Origin of the sequence: Protofrankia symbiont of Coriaria myrtifolia, assembly GCF_900634755.1 — a bacterium.
Taxonomy (GTDB): domain Bacteria; phylum Actinomycetota; class Actinomycetes; order Frankiales; family Frankiaceae; genus Protofrankia; species Protofrankia coriariae.
Genome location: NZ_CAAAFS010000333.1, coordinates 13,720 through 29,184 on the forward strand (window position 1 = coordinate 13,720; position 15,465 = coordinate 29,184).

Sequence of the window (15,465 nt, forward strand, 5' to 3'; positions counted from 1 at the left end):
GAGGTGATCAGCGTGGCCACTGTCACGACTAACCTGCTCAGCACCCCGCTGGAGGATCCGCGTGCCGAGCGGGTGCGCCGCACTGCCCTCGCCGCATACGTTGACGGAAAGATCAGCTTTGCCCAGGCGAACTCCCGTGTCCGTAGGGCAATGGAAAGGTTCCACGTCTGATCTGACCGTCGTACACGCGACCGCCAGCCGGTCAGGTCCCGGTCAGCAGGTTCAGCCGAGCCGATCCGTCGGCAGGTCGGACAAGAACGAACCCATCAGGGCCGTCTCGTTCTTCTCCCGTATCGCCTGTCGCCGCGCATCCCAGCGATGCGGGATCCGCTCGGCTGGTCCGGGCATGCCCCGTCTCCGGACAGCCGGTCCGGCAGAACGGCAGAACGAATCAGCTGGATCACCGCGTTCGCCGACGACAGATCGTTTCCGCGCGGAGCTGTCCTTACGAAAGGTACGCTTTCATGAAAAGTCCGGTTTCGTGAAGAACGTGGGCAGCAGCTGTCCCGCGGACGGCATCGGCGATCCGCTGTGCCAGGTGGGGTCTTCCAGGTCATCGCTGTGATCGTTCGGACAGCGACTCGGGCCGGGATTCCGGCTCGGGCGCACTGGTCGCCACCCGGTCCCCGCCAAGACCGAAAATCCCGACCGCGACCAGCAGCAGGGAGGCGACGAAGGCCACCATCCGCGGTCCTTCGGGCGCCGACTCGCCGAACAGGGTCAGGCCGAGCATCACCGGCAGGAAGGCCGAGACTCCGCTGGTCACCGGAAACGCGATCACCGCCGCCTGCCCCTGCAGCCCCCGCTGTTCCAGGCCCAGGGCAAGCACGGAGAAAAGGATCAGAACGTACGGGGTCGGGGTGGCCAGCAGACGGGCCAACTCATGATCGTCCAGATAGAGGCCGATCTGACGGGTCGCCAACGTCGCGATCGCGTAACAGGCCCCCGCGGACAGCCCGAACAGCAGCGCTGCCTGGGCGACCCGCTCCCCTCTGCCCGCCCGGTTCGCCAGCCACGCGCCCACAGCCGTGAACGTCAGCCCGCAGGCCAGGAACAGCCCCATGTCATGGTTGCTCGCCCGGTCGCCGACCTCGGCGCCGCGGCTGAAGGCAAAGGTGAGCAGGGCGATTCCGGCGACCATGGATGCCATCCCGCGCCAGCCGGCCCGGCTGATCCGCTCCCCGAGGAACCGTCGGGCCAGCAACGCGAAGACCACCATGTCGCCCGCCATCAGCGGCGCGACAAGGGCCACCGGGGCCACCGACAGGGCCAGCACCTCCAGCAGGAACGATCCGGCCTCGACCGCGAGCCCGAGCAGCCACAACGGGCGCACCGTAAGACGGAGCAACAGCCCGAGCCCGAGCCCACCACCAGGTGGTGCCTGCCGCGCCGCGACAGCCTGGATCATGGGAGCCATCCCGTAGAAGGCCGCTGACACAACCGCGATCGGTGCGCCGACGGCGAGCGCGTTGTTCACGCGCCGCCCGGAATCCGGCCGAGGTGCGTACGTGTGCCACCGCTGCGTCCCACGTCCCCTACCATCCCACCTCCGCTGCCGCACCACGCCCGCGCGGGCTGTCTCCTACCAGTCCTACCAGCCATTACCCAGCTCGACCTGGCTGAGCGCGGCGCCGAACGCCTGCTCCCAGGCGTCCGGCGTACCGACCACGCGGACCGAGGGCGGCTTGGTGCGATCCAGCGCGGCAAGCACCGACCGGCGCAGGGACGCGGTGTCCGCGGAGGTCACGTCCGCCCGGCCCCGGTCGAGTTCGAGCTGGAGGTTGTCCCGGCCGTGACCGGGCACGACGTCGAGCAGCAGGAGATCTCGTCCGATCACGCGGGCCTCGCTGCAGCTGTCCCCCGACGAAGTGACCACAAGATCACTTGCTGCCATCAGTTCGGGAATACGGTCAGTGAAACCGAACGGGATAACCTGCTGACGGGTACGTGCCAGCCCCCGCAGCCGGGCCTCGAGCGAGGCGTTGCGCCCGGCCACCGCGATCACCCACACGCCGGACTCGGCCAACGCCCGGGCACCGGCGACCAATGGGCCGAGGCCCCAGGAGCCTGACATCAGCAGTACGCAGCGCGCGTCAGCGGGGATGCCGAGGGCGGCCCGGGCCGCGGCCTGCGTCGGCGGGTCGTAGAAGGGTTGACGCACCGGCGTCGGGACGACGGCGATCCGCGCCTGGGGATGGAACCGGCGGACGAACCGCGCTGCCGTGGCCGAGGTGACCAGGTACAGATCGGTGTTGTCATGCACCCAGAGCCGGTGGACGCAGACATCCGTACAGAACACCGCTGTGATCATGCCGGGATGCTCGGCCTTGATCCGGCTCGCCGCCGCGGCCCCGGTCGCGAAGATCGACAGAAGCAGTTCGACCGGTTGCTCGCGCAACGTCGACGCCAGCCTGGGAACGAGGAACCGGGACGCGGTCGCCTCGATCACCCGCGCCAACGGGCCGCCCGGCCGCATCTGCGAAAAGTGCACCGCGTCGTAGAGGCCCGGCACGGCCAGCATCCCCCGGAACACGGCCTCCCCCATGGCGCCGGCACGGCCGCCCATCATGCGCAGGGAGTCCAGCGTGCGGGTGGAGAACCCACGCAGGGTCAGCGAGTGCGCGCAGGCCTGCGCCATGACATCGTGGCCCATCCCGAGCGAGCCCGACAGCAGCAGCGCCCGCTTCCCAGCGTGCTGGGGCTGCCGGGCCGGGACCGTCACCGGGCCACCCGTGGGACCGTCGGCCATCTCGTCGGCCATGACTTACTCGGACGACGCCGAGACGCCGACCCCGTCGGCCGCCTGGCGGGGTGGTATCGGGGCCAGCTGGTCACGGGTGGGCCGCCGATCGGCCAGGTACCACTCGACATACTGCCGGACCCCTTCGGCGAACCGGGTGGTGGGATGCCAGCCCAGCAGCGCCTCGGCCGCCGCGTTCGACACCGGCCGCCCCCGGAAGTCGCCCGGGCGCGCCGGAACATGCTCGATCCGGACGCCGGGGACATGGTCGCGGACCGCCTGTGCCATCGCCAGCACGCTGACCCGTTCATCACCTTCGAGCGCGATCGTCGCATTACGCGCGGAGTCGGCCAGAGCAAGCACGTGCGCGTCGGCCAGATCACGGACGAACACATAGTTGCGGAACTGCTGGCCATCGCCTGCGATCGTGAGCGGTTCCCCGTCGAGTGCCTTCCGGAGAAACCGGGCCAGGACCAGTTCGTCCCGCATGCCGGGACCGTAGGGAATGCCGTAGCGCAGAATCGTGAAATCCACACCATAGGTCTGCTGGTAGCTGTGGAGCAGCAGCTCCGCCGCAATTTTGGTGGAGGTGTAGACATGACCGGCACGAACCAGCGCGAACTCGACGTCCTCGGTCAGCGGGTGCGGGTCGTCCGGATCGCCGCCGGCCGCGCCGTAGACCCAGACGGTGCTAGCGAACAGTACCCGGCGCACACCGGCAACACGCGCCGCTTCACAGACGTTCGCCGTGCCCTCGACGTTGAGCCGCACGGTCCGGATCGGGTCGGCGAAGGCATGGTCGACATTGGACATGCCAGCGAGGTGGAAAACCACCTCGCAGCCGGCGAACGCGCTGGTGACAGCGGGCAGGTTCAGAACGTCGAGCACCCTGTGATCAGCGCGTGGATCTGCCCTGTGTGTCCGTAGGTCGAGTGCAATCACGTCATGGCCGGCATCGGCGAGCCGGTCCACTACATGGGCTCCGATGAACCCGGAGCCTCCGGTGACGGCTATACGCATGGTCATCCGTCCAGAATTGTCGGTTGCGGGCCGGGTCGCCCGATGAAATTGCCCCGAGAACTGTTACGGGCGATGATCACCTGATCAGGGCTGTACCGCCAGGGTCTCGAGAGCGGACGCGAGCGACGCAAGCACGTGATCCGCCTCGGCCTCGGTCATGTCCGAGTGGACCGGAAGACACACGTGACGGGCACACAGATCCTCGGCGACCGGCAGGTTGCCGCCGGCATACGACGCGAAGGCCGGCTGCTGGTGCAGCGGCGCCTCATACACCTCACCCGACAGCGACACACCGTGGCGCTCCTTGAGCTCCTTTTTCAGCCGGGCCCGATCAGTGCCCGGGCGCGGCAGAGCCAGATATTTGTAGAAGTTGCTGTACCCGCCGGCCGGCACCCGGACCGGCTCGATCCCGTCGATACGGTCGAGTCCCGCGTCGTACCGGGCGGCGACCCGGCGGCGGACCTCGAGGAATTCGGACAACCGGCGCAGGTGTACCAGCCCGGTCACGGCATGCAGCTCACTCAGCCGCCAGGCGTAGCCCTGTTTGATGTGAACGTTGCCGAGAAAACCGGCTTTCCCCTGGTCCCGGAATATTACCGCCTCGTCCCGCACGCGTTCGTCGGCGGTGAGTATCATCCCGCCCTCGCCGCTAGTTATGATCTTGGTCGGATAGAACGAGAACGCCGCGGCCGTGCCGAAGGACCCCGCGGGGCGACCGTCATGACTCGCTCCGTGGGCGTGCGCCGCGTCCTCGACCAGAAAAATACCCCGTTCGTCACACAGTGCCCGAATAGCGTCGACATCCGAAGTGATCAGACCGCCTATGTGCACCAGAATGACCACTCGGGTACTCGGTGTAAGCACGTCGGCCACGGTGGCCGCGCTGAGCGCGAACGTGCCGGGGTCCACGTCCGCGAAAACCAGGTTCGCGCCGGCCCGCAGGGCGGCGAAACCGGTGGCCGCAAAGGTGTTCGTGGGTATAATGACATCCGAACCCGCCACGTCCAGCGCCCGGAGAATAATCTCAAGCGCCGCTGTGCCGCTACTGACCGCAATGCCAAAAGGGGTGTCGTGGGCCGCAGCAAACACGGCCTCGAACTCCCTCGTATACGCACCGAGCGTCAGCGCCCCGCTGGCCAGGATCCCCGACACCGACGACGCAATCTCCGCACGATCGGCTTCCGGGAAGACGATCCGCGCTGATGGAACCTGCATCTGCACCCCTTCAGAGTCCCGCGTCCTGTCAAGTCACCACCTGCCGGTCCGGGCACGGTGGACAGCGACGCTACCGGTTCGCCCACCGGGTGGCCGTCAGGATCATCCCGCTCTTGGACATCCTCCCCTGATCCTTTTCACGGCCACCCACCGGAGAGCCGCCCGCCCGGCCCAGGAATGACCGCCGAGCGCCCGGTTTACGTTTTGGCGTATCCATTAAATAGTAGATCTCATTGCTGTCCAATACCCATCCGACAGATACTCGTCCGACCACAGTGGGACAAGTCACCTGGATGATCCGACAAACCAGCCACAACGGCCGCGAGCCTGAATCACAACAACGCAACCATGGCCTTGCGATCAGTCGGCGGGTGCATTTTACGGCTCGCCGACGACCGGAGGCTACCTCGTGTCAGCGCGCCATAAACAGGTAGCAATATCGATCTTCGGGGAAAGTACCCGACCGCCAGGTGTGTCCACAGGGCCGACAAGGTCGGCAAGGTCGACGCAGGGCCTGGTCGTCCAGGGGCATCGCCACTGTGGACGAGCGGCGCCCGGCACACCCGCCGTATGGTCGCCGACCAGGTCTGACCAGGCACGGTGACAGGTCGCGGGCAGCATGAAAGGCCCCGACAGAGGGTAGACATGATCTGACGTACGGGGGGAACGCAGATCACGCACCACTCTGCCGGGACGCACAGCAAGACTATCGGGAAGGCGCCCATAAGGGGAGCCGGAACGGCCAGGACTTTGGTCCCGTCTCGAGTCCCCTCCCAGTACCGTGACAGCGCCGCGAACCGCCCGTTACGGATATGAGTCCGATCGGGATATCCATGGACACGGCGGACATAAAGGGGTGCTCGGAGACAGCGCCGAACCTGACTCGCCAGCGGATCTCCCACGGACCGAAAACAACACGATCATTTTTCCCGGGCGCTCGACAGCCCGGCGACAGGCACGGAAGATCACGAAGATCTTTGAAGCCCGGCAGATCCGAGAGGACTGAATGGTCAGAAAGGCCCGGAAGCTGGAACCGCCAGCCCGGGATGCCGCGAATCCCCGGCTTGCGAAGCGGTCCGAAGGAGCCACAAGGTGACACGGAACAAGATCGTCAGAAGCCTCGCCGGTGTCGTGGAACTCGTTGACAAGGTGGAGCCCTGCATCGAACTTCGGGACACGATGACCGGCGGCGAGGCAGCTCGGGAAATGCGCGACGCAAATGTTCGGTATGCCCGTCTCGTGCATCTGGAAAAAGATCTTGCTCGATCGTCGATCGTCACTGTCGGGGATCTCGACAGGCTTTCCGATCCCGCCCGCCCACTGCTGGAAATGATCGACACCTTCCAGCCTGAGATCTTCCTCGACTGGCGCGACTTTCTCACCGATGCGGTCAACAGGTCACTGCGTGGCATAACGGCGGAGACGACCATCACGGTCGAGGACGACGGCCAGCCGCTCGGCGTCCTTTCGGCCGGGACCGTCCAGGCATTCGTCGCGGCCAGCCGGGAGTGAGCAGCGGCAGCCTCGGTCGGGCGTCACCGGTTCGCACCGGCCCGACGACTGGGAGCCGGCAGCCGGCGACGTCCTATCGGCGCCGCGCTCCGCAGCGTACCGGTTGGCGTTGGTATTGACGTTGGTGGTAACGCGAACCCGCCACCACACACTGCCCCGCCATGTGGGCCGACCCGTGTCGACAGGCCACACAATATGGGACCATATCGCTCGACAGTGCTCCCATATCGCACGGGAGCACCATGCAGCACCCAACACAGGAAGGCTGCTATTCAGCCATGAGAGCATCCCCGGTGTGCCGTACGGATATCGACGAACACAAACCGGGAGAACTCGGCCGGATCCCGGATCGGCGCCGGCTTTCGGTCAGCTCCGCCCCAGCCGCCCTGCCAGTCACGCCAGGTGAGCACATCCAACGATTCCTGCCATCGGGACCGTCCTGGTCCGTCCGATGACAGGATTCCGGCCAGACTGGATTACGACACCGTCCAGCACCGCATAACCGGAACGGCAGACCGACATGGCAGACAGAGCATGAACATCGAAACTCCCGGCTGGTTCCGGACCGCACTCGAGCGGCGGCCCGAACAGTATGTAACGGAGGTCGAGGGATGCCGGATCAGTTACCGATGCTGGGGGGAACCGGACCGGCCGGGAATCATCCTCGTACACGGGGGCTCCGCGCACGCCGGCTGGTGGGATCACATAGCGCCATTGATTGACAGCGAATACCGGGTCGTCGCCATCGACATGTCCGGCCATGGCGACAGTGGGCGCCGCGATGACTACAGTCTCCAGAACTGGGCTGCCGAGATAGTCGGGGTCGCTGAACACGCCCACCTGGCCGGCAACCCGATCGTGATCGGCCACAGCATGGGTGGCTGGGCGTCGATCATGGCCGCTGCCAGCTACCCGGAGCGGATCAGCGGGATCGTCATCCTCGATGCCCCCGTCGCCGACGTCACCCCTGAGGAAAGAGCCGCCCGCGAGCGCACGGCGTTCGGACCGCTGCGGGTCTACCCGACCGTGACCGAGGCGCTGGCCCGCTTCCGGACCGTGCCCGATCAACCCAACATGCTGCCCTACGTCGTCAACCACGTGGCGCGGTCGTCCATGGGCGCTGTCGAGGGAGGCTGGACCTGGAAGTTCGATCCGGGAATCTTCCGCGGCCGCCGGCCCTCCCCGCAGATCCTCAAGGAGGTGCGTTGTCGGGTTGCGCTGTTTCGCGCCGAACACGGTCTGATCACCCCGGACATCGGCACCGAGATGTACGAACTGCTCGGCCGGGTCGCGCCGGTCATCGAGATCCCGCTCGCCGGACACCATCTCATGCTCGACCAGCCGCTGCTGCTGGTCACCGGTATCCGGACGCTGCTCGCGGACTGGCAGCACTCGGTCCCGCAGACCCGCCCGAAGGTCGGGACGAACATCGGGTAGCCGCCCGGCGGAAACGCTGGAGCGGGCCCTGGGCCGTTCCAGATGGAATCTGGTCGATCACGGCCTGGGCCCCGGACCGTCACCCCGTATATCCGGACGACTCCGCTTCTCCGAGACGATGGCCGGGAATCAGGCCCGCTCCCGGTTCCCCGCCCCGCTGCCGCCGCACGCTCACCGGTTCGGCGTTCACCGGCGCGGTGCCCGATGCTGGTGCCGCCGGCTGGCCGGATCCAGCGACGAAGGACGCGATCGCGGCGATCACCAGTGTTGTGATCGAGAACACGAACACGGCGGCAAGGCCGTCCGCGAACGGCCCGGAAATCAGATTCGGGAAAAAGGCGTGTCCGGTCACGTGGGCACCACCGTCCGGCAGCGCCGCCAGTGTCTGCGGTGTGAGCAGCTGTTCCATCGGGTTGTAGCCGAGAAATGCCGAGAACAGGACGCCGATCGGTGGGAGGTCGGCCACCGTCCGCGCGGTGGCGTCCGGTACGCCCTGCGCCAGCAGGCCGTTGAACATGGTCGCCGGCAGGGTACGGGAGAGCCCGGCGACGATGAGGATGAAGACCAGGCCGATGGACAGCACGATGGCGGAGTTCTGGAAGGTCGCCGTCATACCGGCGCCGACCCCTCGCTTGTTCGCCGGCAGCCCGTTCATGACGTCGGCACGGTTCGGCGAGGAGAACAGGCCGGTACCGATGCCGTTGATGAACAGAATCAGCGCGAACGGCAGGTAGGAGAAGTTCACCGGTATGACCATGAACAGCACGAAACTGGCGATGACGATGACAAGGCCACCGACCGTGAAAATACGGGCGCCGAACCGGTCGGAGAGCGCCCCCGCCACCGGCGCGGCCAGCAGGAACCCGATCGTCAACGGGATCATGTAGATACCCGCCCACAGCGGCGTCTCGGTAAAGCTGTAGCCGTGCTGCGGCAGCCAGATCCCCTGGAGCCAGATGATGAGCACGAACTGCAGCCCACCGCGTCCAAGCGATGCCAGCAGGGAGGCGATGTTGCCGGCGGTGAACGAGCGGATGCGGAACAGTCGCACGTCGAACAGGGGTTCCCTGATCTTCGACTCGATGATCGCGAAGGCGACCAGGACCGCCAGGCCACCAATCATCGCGCTGAGCACCCAGGGGTTGGTCCAGCCCATCGTGTGCCCGCCGTAGGGCTGGATGCCGTAGGTGATCCCGACCAGCAGTATGATCAGCCCGCTGGCGAACGTCGCGTTTCCCCACCAGTCCATCGAGGTGCGTTGCCGCACCCCGTTGTCCCGGAGTTTGGCGTAGGCCCAGAAGGTCCCGAACACGCCGAACGGCACCGACACCAGGAAGACGTAGTGCCAGTTGACGGGGGCGAGCACACCGCCGAGCAGGAGCCCGATGAACGTGCCGGCGATACCGGACACCACGTTGATGCCCAGCGCCAGCCCACGCTGTTGGACGGGGAAGGCGTCGGTGAGGATCGCGGTGGAGTTGGCGAAGATGAACGCCCCGCCCACACCCTGCACGATCCGCCAGCCGATGAGCCACAGGGCCGCCGCACTGCCATCCATCCAGGTGAGGGCCAGCAGGACGGAGGAAACGGAGAAAATCGCGAAACCCATGTTGTACATGCGGACGCGTCCGTACATGTCCCCGAGACGCCCGAAGGTCACGACCAGGACGGCTGTGACGATCAGGAAGCCCAGCATCATCCACAGCAGATAGCTGGTGTTACCCGGCTCCAGCGGGTTGATGTTGATTCCGCGGAAGATGTCCGGCAGAGCGATCAGGACGATCGAGGAGTTGATCGTGGCCATGAGGATGCCCAACGTGGTGTTGGACAGCGCAATCCACTTGTACTGCAGACCCGGTGCGGCGGATTCGTCAACCACAGCGGACGGTCGCGCCGCGTCGCGATCGTCCGCCGCGTCCGGCTCTGCATGATCCGCGTCCCGCACCTGGTGCCCCTCCTCAAACGTCGACGATGCTCCGCATCGAAAACTTGCTTAGTAAGACTAAACAAGTTCCGCCCATCGAGGAAGACGGAAAAATCCGATCAAGAGGCAGACGTCGGAGTTACGGCAATAATTTCACATCACATACACAACAGAATCTCTCCTGGTGTCATCCGATGGTCAACCGCAGCAGGCGCCGCCACAGCAGGCGCCGCCGCCTGACGGAACGGGCACAGGCGAGGCCGACGCCGACCCCCCACGGCTGACGGCGACGGCGGTGAACACCCGGGTGGTGTCGACATGACCGTCCGGGCACGGATTGTTGACAGCGGCCGGTTCGCTGATGCCGCGTCGCACCTCGAAACTGGTGTCGCACGTGCGGCAACGGTACTGGTACGCAGGCACGGACCGATTTTACGCCGGTCGACCCTCGCGATGACGGATCACCGTCATCGCGATCACGGCGCACCCGCACACCTGCCTGGCTGTCCGCCTGCCCGGGCCGCCTGTCCGGGCCGCGGGCAGCGCGACGGTGCTCCTCGCGGATCCTCGCGCTGCCGGAGGCCCGGTTTCCTGGCCGTCCGGGCGACCGGGTACCTGGAGCTCTCGCCCAGCGTCATCTTCTCGGACCGTTCCCACCCGGAGTCATCTTCGGACGGGCCGGTCGCCGTGGATCAGCGGAACTGGACCGGCTGGCCGGTCGCCTCCAGAACCGACAGCCAGAGGTCACCGGCCGGATCGACCTGGCTGCGGTGGCTGATGGCCATCGTGATCGGGACGTGCACGAACCGGCGGCGCCACCGTCCGACGATCACTTCGGTGCGGCCGGACATCGCCGCGTGCACCGCGGCGTGCGAAAGCCGGATGCAGTACACGCTGTCATAGGGGTTGGCCGGCACGCTGCGGATCACATAGCTCGGGTCGATGTACTTGAGGTTGACCTCCATGTTCGCGGCGGTGAAGTGGTCCGTGATCCGCCGGGTGAGGAGCTTGCCCACGTCCCGCAGCTTCACGTTGCCCGAGGCGTCGCTGCCCTGGGGCGTGCCGGCCTCCTCCCGGGCGAGGAGGTCCTGGCCGGCGCCTTCCGCCACGACGACGACCGCGTGCCCCCGTTCCTCGACGCGCCTGTGCAGGAAGCGCAGGAGACCGCCCCCGCCCTCGAAGGTGAATGGCACCTCGGGGACGAGCACGACGTCCGCGTCGCTGTTCGCCAGGGACGCGTAACATGCCAGAAAACCCGAGTGCCGGCCCATGAGTTTGACGACCCCGATACCGTTGGGCGACGACATCGCCTCGACGTGCGCCGCCCGGATCGATTCGGACGCCTTCGAGAAGGCGGTCTGGAAACCAAAACTCTGGTCGATGTACGGCACGTCGTTGTCAATCGTCTTCGGCACGCCGACAACGGCAATCTTGTCTCCGCGTTCACGGGCGACCCGGCCGATTTCAAGCGCGCCGCGCAGCGAGCCGTCGCCGCCGACCACGAACAGGATGGTGATGCTCATCCGCTCCAGGCAGTCGACGATCTCCTCCGGGTCCTGCTGGCCTCGGGACGTGCCGAGGATCGTTCCTCCGTTCTCGTTGATGGTGCTGACGAGATCGGGGGTCAGGTCCAGCACGCTGTGGGCGTACCGGGCGATGAACCCCTGGTAACCGTTGCGGAAACCGAAGATCCGGGTGACGCCGTAGTGGGACGTCAGCTCCAGCACCAGGCCTCGGATGACGTCGTTGAGGCCGGGGCAGAGTCCCCCACAGGTCACGATTCCGACCCGGGTCTTCGACGGGTCGAAAAAAATCTTCCGTCGCGGCCCTGCCGGCTCGAAGCCGGGCAGACTGTCCAGCGACACGTCACGCTGAGTAACCATCGACAGCGTGTCGTCGAGCAGTACGCGATCATCCTCGTCGACATAGTGCTGGGTCGTCCGCTTGTCGTCGATCAGCGGTGCCAGCGGCGACGCGATCCGACAGGGCCCCAGCACTCTGACCGAAGCATCCGGGACATCGTCCATCAGTAACACACCCTCGGCGACCAGTAACACGTCCCCGGCGACCCCGGGACCAAGCCCCCGCGCACCGGCTGGTTTGCCGGCGGCCGACCGGCCGACAAAGCAGCCGGTACGCCAGCCGAATTTCCGACACAAAGCAGATATTCTCGAGTGAGACGCACCACGACTGTCAAATCTCCTTTCTCGCCCACTCGCGTCGAAGCGTACCGGCCGAACTCCCGATGCCGATACGGGAGACCACAAACCACGTAACAACGGACGGCGGATGAAACCCGCTTTTTACCAGACGGATACACGCGGGAACGGTACCCGGGCCAACTGCCGACGGCTGCCGCCGGGCTGCCGGCAACCGTCGGCAGCCCGGCGGCAGGTCGCGGTCAGCGCCCGCCCACAGCCAGGCCGCCTCGGCGACGGTGCCCACACGGGACAGGAGTGAGATGACTAACGACGCACGAAACAGGAAGTGACAAAAAAGACAAAAGGTGTGCCAGTGGATGACCTGGACCGCCGGGTTCCGCAGCCGCCGTCACCGCGGGGCACGCCCGCCCATACCCGCTCACCCACGTCAGTTACCCGCTTACACCAGTCCGGCGGTCCGGTCGTGCGGGGTCCCGACGCGTTCGACCGGCCGGGTGGTCAGCGCGGGCAGGCGCTCGGCGATGAGCAGGGCGAGGTCGTCGTGCAGGTTGCCACCAACGTGACCGTGCACGTGGGAGACGAGCCCGTCCAGCGCGGCGTCGAGGGTGACGGCCGTGAGCGCGGCAAGGTGGTCGTCCAGGCGGAAGAAGGCCCGCTCGCTGTTGCGCGCCTCGATCAGGCCGTCGGTGAACAGCAGCAACCGGTCACCGGGATCCCACCGGCCGGTGGTCGCCGTGAAGTGCTCGGCGATACCGAGCGGGGGGCTGGGGTCGATGATCTGTATCGGGCGGGCGGAGTCCCCGGACAGGAGCACGGGCGGCGGGTGCCCAGCCGAGATCATTCGCAGCATCCCGTCCGGATGGACATCGACGATCAGGGCGGTGACGAAGTCCTCGGGCCCCGCCTCCCGAGAGACCGCCCGGGCGCAGGCCTCGGCGACCCGTTCGATCTCGGGGTAGATGACGGCGGCCTCCCGAAAGGCGCCGAGGACGACCGTGGTCAGCCGGACCGCCGGCAGCCCCTTGCCCTTCACGTCCCCGATGATCATTCGGGTGCCGGTGGGTGCCGTCACCACCTCGTACAGGTCACCTCCGACCAGGGTCTCGGCCGCCGCGGAAAGGTAGCGAGCGGCGAACGCGATCCCGTCGACGGCCCTGGGGACGGCTGGCAGCAGCGCCCGCTGGGCCACGTCGGCCACGGCGAGAGCACGCCCCAGCTCCTTCTCCCTGCGCAGCCGCGTCACCGCGACGTAGCCGGCGACACCGGCCTGGATGGCGACCAGGACACAGGCTGCGACGTACTGCCCGCTACCGAAGTCCTCCCAGGCTCCTGACACCACGCTCGCGGCCACCGCTACCAGCCCCACGATCACGGTGACGACCGGCGCTCCGGTGGCCGAGGCAAGCAGCGGCACCAGCCCGTAGAAGCCGGTCAGATTGCTCCACGGGACGACGATGTCGGCGACGACCAGCACGACCAGCAGGCCCAACAGGCCCAGCGGGCCGCTGTCGGTCGTCGCGACCGCGTTTCCGTCTGTCCGCACTGTCCGCATTGTCCCCATCATGACCACAACCAACGAACAAGGAAACGCCGATCACCACGATACGACCACGAGCGGACCGCGCCACGCGGCAGGGATGCGGGCAGGATCGCACCCCGCCACCCGCCGCCGGACGAGCGACGACACCACCATGATCCGGCCAGGTGCGGACGATCATCGACGCTCGCGCTACAGTTTGCAGTCGCCAACAAGACATGCCCAACACAACACTGCTGGATCGCAGTAGACACGGGAACATCCACTGTGCACCATCGGTGGCAATGCAGACGAATGATGCGAACCCGACAGACGGCCGATACCCGCCCGCCACCGGCAACGGGCCCGGGCTGCCGCCGGCCGCCACCCCGCGGATCGTCGCAGTTTCCCGATCAGCATAGGGCCGACGGCCGGACGACCAGCGGGGTGAACGCACCTGTGTCTGTCGCCGGAGACGGCCTCAAAGAAAGATCGACAGTAGTCGACCGCCGAGCACGCGATCATGATTTCTCTCGCGCGCTCAGCAGCTCTGGAAGCTCAGACAGAACGTCCGTGGGGAGGGGGGAACACAGTGTGGAGGCAGACGCTGCTTCAGCTACGAGTAAAGATCTTCGCGTCGGCGCGGAAGCGCTCGAGCTCCTCCGCGCTGATGGTGGGCCGTGACGAGCGGGCCGCGGCGAGCAGGTCGTCGGTGGTCACCGGCAGCCGCTCCCCCTTGTCGACCGCGCGGAGGAAGGCCGCCGCCACCGCCCGCTGGACCATGGCGGCGAGGTCGGCCGGCGTGAACAGCTCCGTCGCCGTGACCACCGGTTCGGTGTCCACCTGCTTGTTGTCGATCCGTTCGAGGAAGCGGTCGAGCAGCAGGCGGCGCCCGGGCGCGTCCGGCGGTCCGACCGGGAGAATGAGATCGAAACGACCCGGGCGGACGAAGGCCGGATCGAGCGCCGCGATCGAGTTCGTCGCGCAGATCAGCAGACGCCCCGGGGTGCTGCGGAACTGGGGGATCGCCTTCAGCAGCTCGTTGACCACGGACTGGCTCTCCGGCCCGACGGCGTCCCTGGCCTGGGCGATCTCGTCGACCTCGTCGATGAAGACCACCACCCGCTCGACCTGCATGAGCTCGGTGATGGCCGTGCGCAGTTCGGCGGCGAGGTTGCCGTCGCCCGCCGCGACCAGTCGGGACGGCAGCAGCTCCACGAACGGCCACTCCAGACGGGCCGCCACCGCCCGGGCGAACGACGTCTTACCGGTGCCCGGTGGCCCGAACAGGAGCATGGCCGTCGGGGTGACGAGCCCGTACGTCTCGGCCAGTTCGTTTTCCTTGATGGGCAGCAACAGGCGTTGTTCCACCAGCCTCTTGCCGTCGGCCATACCGGCCAGCCCGTGCCATTCGGCCGCGGTGAGCAGGGTGCCGCCCCAGCGTTCCACGGTCGTGACGTCCACCGGCCGCAGCGGTTCGTACTTCTCGTAGAGCGTGAGCCCGGTCCTGGCGAATCCCCGGTTGCGGAAGGCCAGTTCACCGAACTGCCCCGGTGCGAGCAGCGTCGTGATGCGACGGTGTCCGGCGTGCAGCAACTGGTTCTCCAGCGCTTGTAGGAGGGCGGATCCGATCCCCCGGTAGCGCCAGGCCGGCGAAATTGCCAGCGCAATCACCTGGGCGTATCCGCGCTCGTATTTCGCGACCGCGACGCCCACGAACTGGTCAGGTGTGACGGCGACAACCGCGGGGGTGCCCTCCCGCAGCGCGAGAACCGTGTCGGTCAGGTCAAAGGATGGTCCTTCCGCGTCAGCTCTGACCTCCTCAAGCAAATGGACCGTCGCAGTGTGATCGTTGGTGTCGTAGGACCGCACGTGCCAGTTCGTCACAGCCGGCTCCCTTCACTCGTGTCACTCGTGCGCAAGTAGATTAGATTACCTG

Annotated in this window: 12 protein-coding genes; 3 read left to right on the forward strand and 9 right to left on the reverse strand. The window is 66.8% G+C overall.

Annotated features, from left to right (window positions below; all coding sequences use genetic code 11):
* The first annotated feature begins 12 nt into the window (after positions 1–12).
* Complete coding sequence (locus CM1CMNOD_RS22005; protein ID WP_013875315.1) at positions 13–171, forward strand: hypothetical protein; 159 nt, start codon at positions 13–15, stop codon at positions 169–171.
* Between the two features lie 382 nt (positions 172–553).
* Here the strand turns inward: CM1CMNOD_RS22005 and CM1CMNOD_RS19540 are convergent, their stop codons facing one another.
* The 4 genes from CM1CMNOD_RS19540 to CM1CMNOD_RS19555 all read right to left on the reverse strand — a co-directional run bounded on the left by CM1CMNOD_RS19540 (position 554) and on the right by CM1CMNOD_RS19555 (position 4,975).
* Positions 554–1,477 (reverse strand): hypothetical protein, encoded by a 924-nt coding sequence (locus CM1CMNOD_RS19540; RefSeq protein WP_013875317.1) that lies wholly within the window; start codon positions 1,475–1,477, stop codon positions 554–556.
* A 114-nt stretch (positions 1,478–1,591) separates the two neighbouring features.
* Positions 1,592–2,761: an MGDG synthase family glycosyltransferase gene (locus CM1CMNOD_RS19545; protein ID WP_013875318.1), complete on the reverse strand. Its 1,170-nt coding sequence runs from the start codon at positions 2,759–2,761 to the stop codon at positions 1,592–1,594.
* A gap of 3 nt (positions 2,762–2,764) precedes the next feature.
* Positions 2,765–3,760, reverse strand: a complete 996-nt coding sequence (locus CM1CMNOD_RS19550) for an NAD-dependent epimerase/dehydratase family protein (protein WP_013875319.1) — start codon at positions 3,758–3,760, stop codon at positions 2,765–2,767.
* Positions 3,761–3,844: 84 nt separating this feature from the next.
* Positions 3,845–4,975 (reverse strand): DegT/DnrJ/EryC1/StrS family aminotransferase, encoded by a 1,131-nt coding sequence (locus tag CM1CMNOD_RS19555; protein ID WP_013875320.1) that lies wholly within the window; start codon positions 4,973–4,975, stop codon positions 3,845–3,847.
* A 1,092-nt stretch (positions 4,976–6,067) separates the two neighbouring features.
* Here CM1CMNOD_RS19555 and CM1CMNOD_RS19560 point away from each other — a divergent pair.
* Together CM1CMNOD_RS19560 and CM1CMNOD_RS19565 are read left to right on the forward strand one after the other, a co-directional pair.
* On the forward strand, positions 6,068–6,487 hold the full coding sequence (locus CM1CMNOD_RS19560) for a hypothetical protein (protein ID WP_013875321.1): 420 nt from the start codon (positions 6,068–6,070) through the stop codon (positions 6,485–6,487).
* Positions 6,488–7,021: 534 nt separating this feature from the next.
* A complete protein-coding gene (locus tag CM1CMNOD_RS19565; RefSeq protein ID WP_013875322.1) occupies positions 7,022–7,924 on the forward strand; it encodes an alpha/beta fold hydrolase in 903 nt (300 codons plus the stop codon).
* Positions 7,925–8,003: 79 nt separating this feature from the next.
* Here CM1CMNOD_RS19565 and CM1CMNOD_RS19570 read toward each other — a convergent pair whose 3' ends face one another.
* From CM1CMNOD_RS19570 to CM1CMNOD_RS19590, 5 genes are all read right to left on the reverse strand, one after another.
* The gene (locus tag CM1CMNOD_RS19570) at positions 8,004–9,728 is read right to left on the reverse strand and encodes an MFS transporter (RefSeq protein ID WP_083828553.1); all 1,725 of its coding nucleotides are present in this window, start codon (positions 9,726–9,728) and stop codon (positions 8,004–8,006) included.
* A 318-nt stretch (positions 9,729–10,046) separates the two neighbouring features.
* Positions 10,047–10,271 (reverse strand): FmdB family zinc ribbon protein, encoded by a 225-nt coding sequence (locus CM1CMNOD_RS19575; RefSeq protein WP_013875324.1) that lies wholly within the window; start codon positions 10,269–10,271, stop codon positions 10,047–10,049.
* A gap of 269 nt (positions 10,272–10,540) precedes the next feature.
* Positions 10,541–11,875, reverse strand: a complete 1,335-nt coding sequence (locus CM1CMNOD_RS19580) for an ATP-dependent 6-phosphofructokinase (RefSeq protein WP_043607262.1) — start codon at positions 11,873–11,875, stop codon at positions 10,541–10,543.
* 574 nt (positions 11,876–12,449) lie between these two features.
* On the reverse strand, positions 12,450–13,562 hold the full coding sequence (locus tag CM1CMNOD_RS19585) for a PP2C family protein-serine/threonine phosphatase (protein ID WP_050803605.1): 1,113 nt from the start codon (positions 13,560–13,562) through the stop codon (positions 12,450–12,452).
* 576 nt (positions 13,563–14,138) lie between these two features.
* Entirely contained in the window at positions 14,139–15,413 is a 1,275-nt protein-coding gene (locus tag CM1CMNOD_RS19590; RefSeq protein ID WP_013875327.1) for a GNAT family N-acetyltransferase, read from the reverse strand.
* Positions 15,414–15,465 lie beyond the last annotated feature (52 nt).

Excerpts from the sequence above, each read along its gene's own strand:
- CM1CMNOD_RS19545 (WP_013875318.1), bottom strand. The coding sequence starts at position 2,761 with ATGGCCGACGAGATGGCCGACGGTCCCACGGGTGGCCCGGTGACGGTC.
- CM1CMNOD_RS19550 (WP_013875319.1), bottom strand. The coding sequence starts at position 3,760 with ATGCGTATAGCCGTCACCGGAGGCTCCGGGTTCATCGGAGCCCATGTA.
- CM1CMNOD_RS19555 (WP_013875320.1), bottom strand. The coding sequence starts at position 4,975 with ATGCAGGTTCCATCAGCGCGGATCGTCTTCCCGGAAGCCGATCGTGCG.
- CM1CMNOD_RS19565 (WP_013875322.1), top strand. The coding sequence starts at position 7,022 with ATGAACATCGAAACTCCCGGCTGGTTCCGGACCGCACTCGAGCGGCGG.
- CM1CMNOD_RS19570 (WP_083828553.1), bottom strand. The coding sequence starts at position 9,728 with ATGGCCACGATCAACTCCTCGATCGTCCTGATCGCTCTGCCGGACATC.
- CM1CMNOD_RS19580 (WP_043607262.1), bottom strand. The coding sequence starts at position 11,875 with ATGGACGATGTCCCGGATGCTTCGGTCAGAGTGCTGGGGCCCTGTCGG.
- CM1CMNOD_RS19585 (WP_050803605.1), bottom strand. The coding sequence starts at position 13,562 with ATGCGGACAGTGCGGACAGACGGAAACGCGGTCGCGACGACCGACAGC.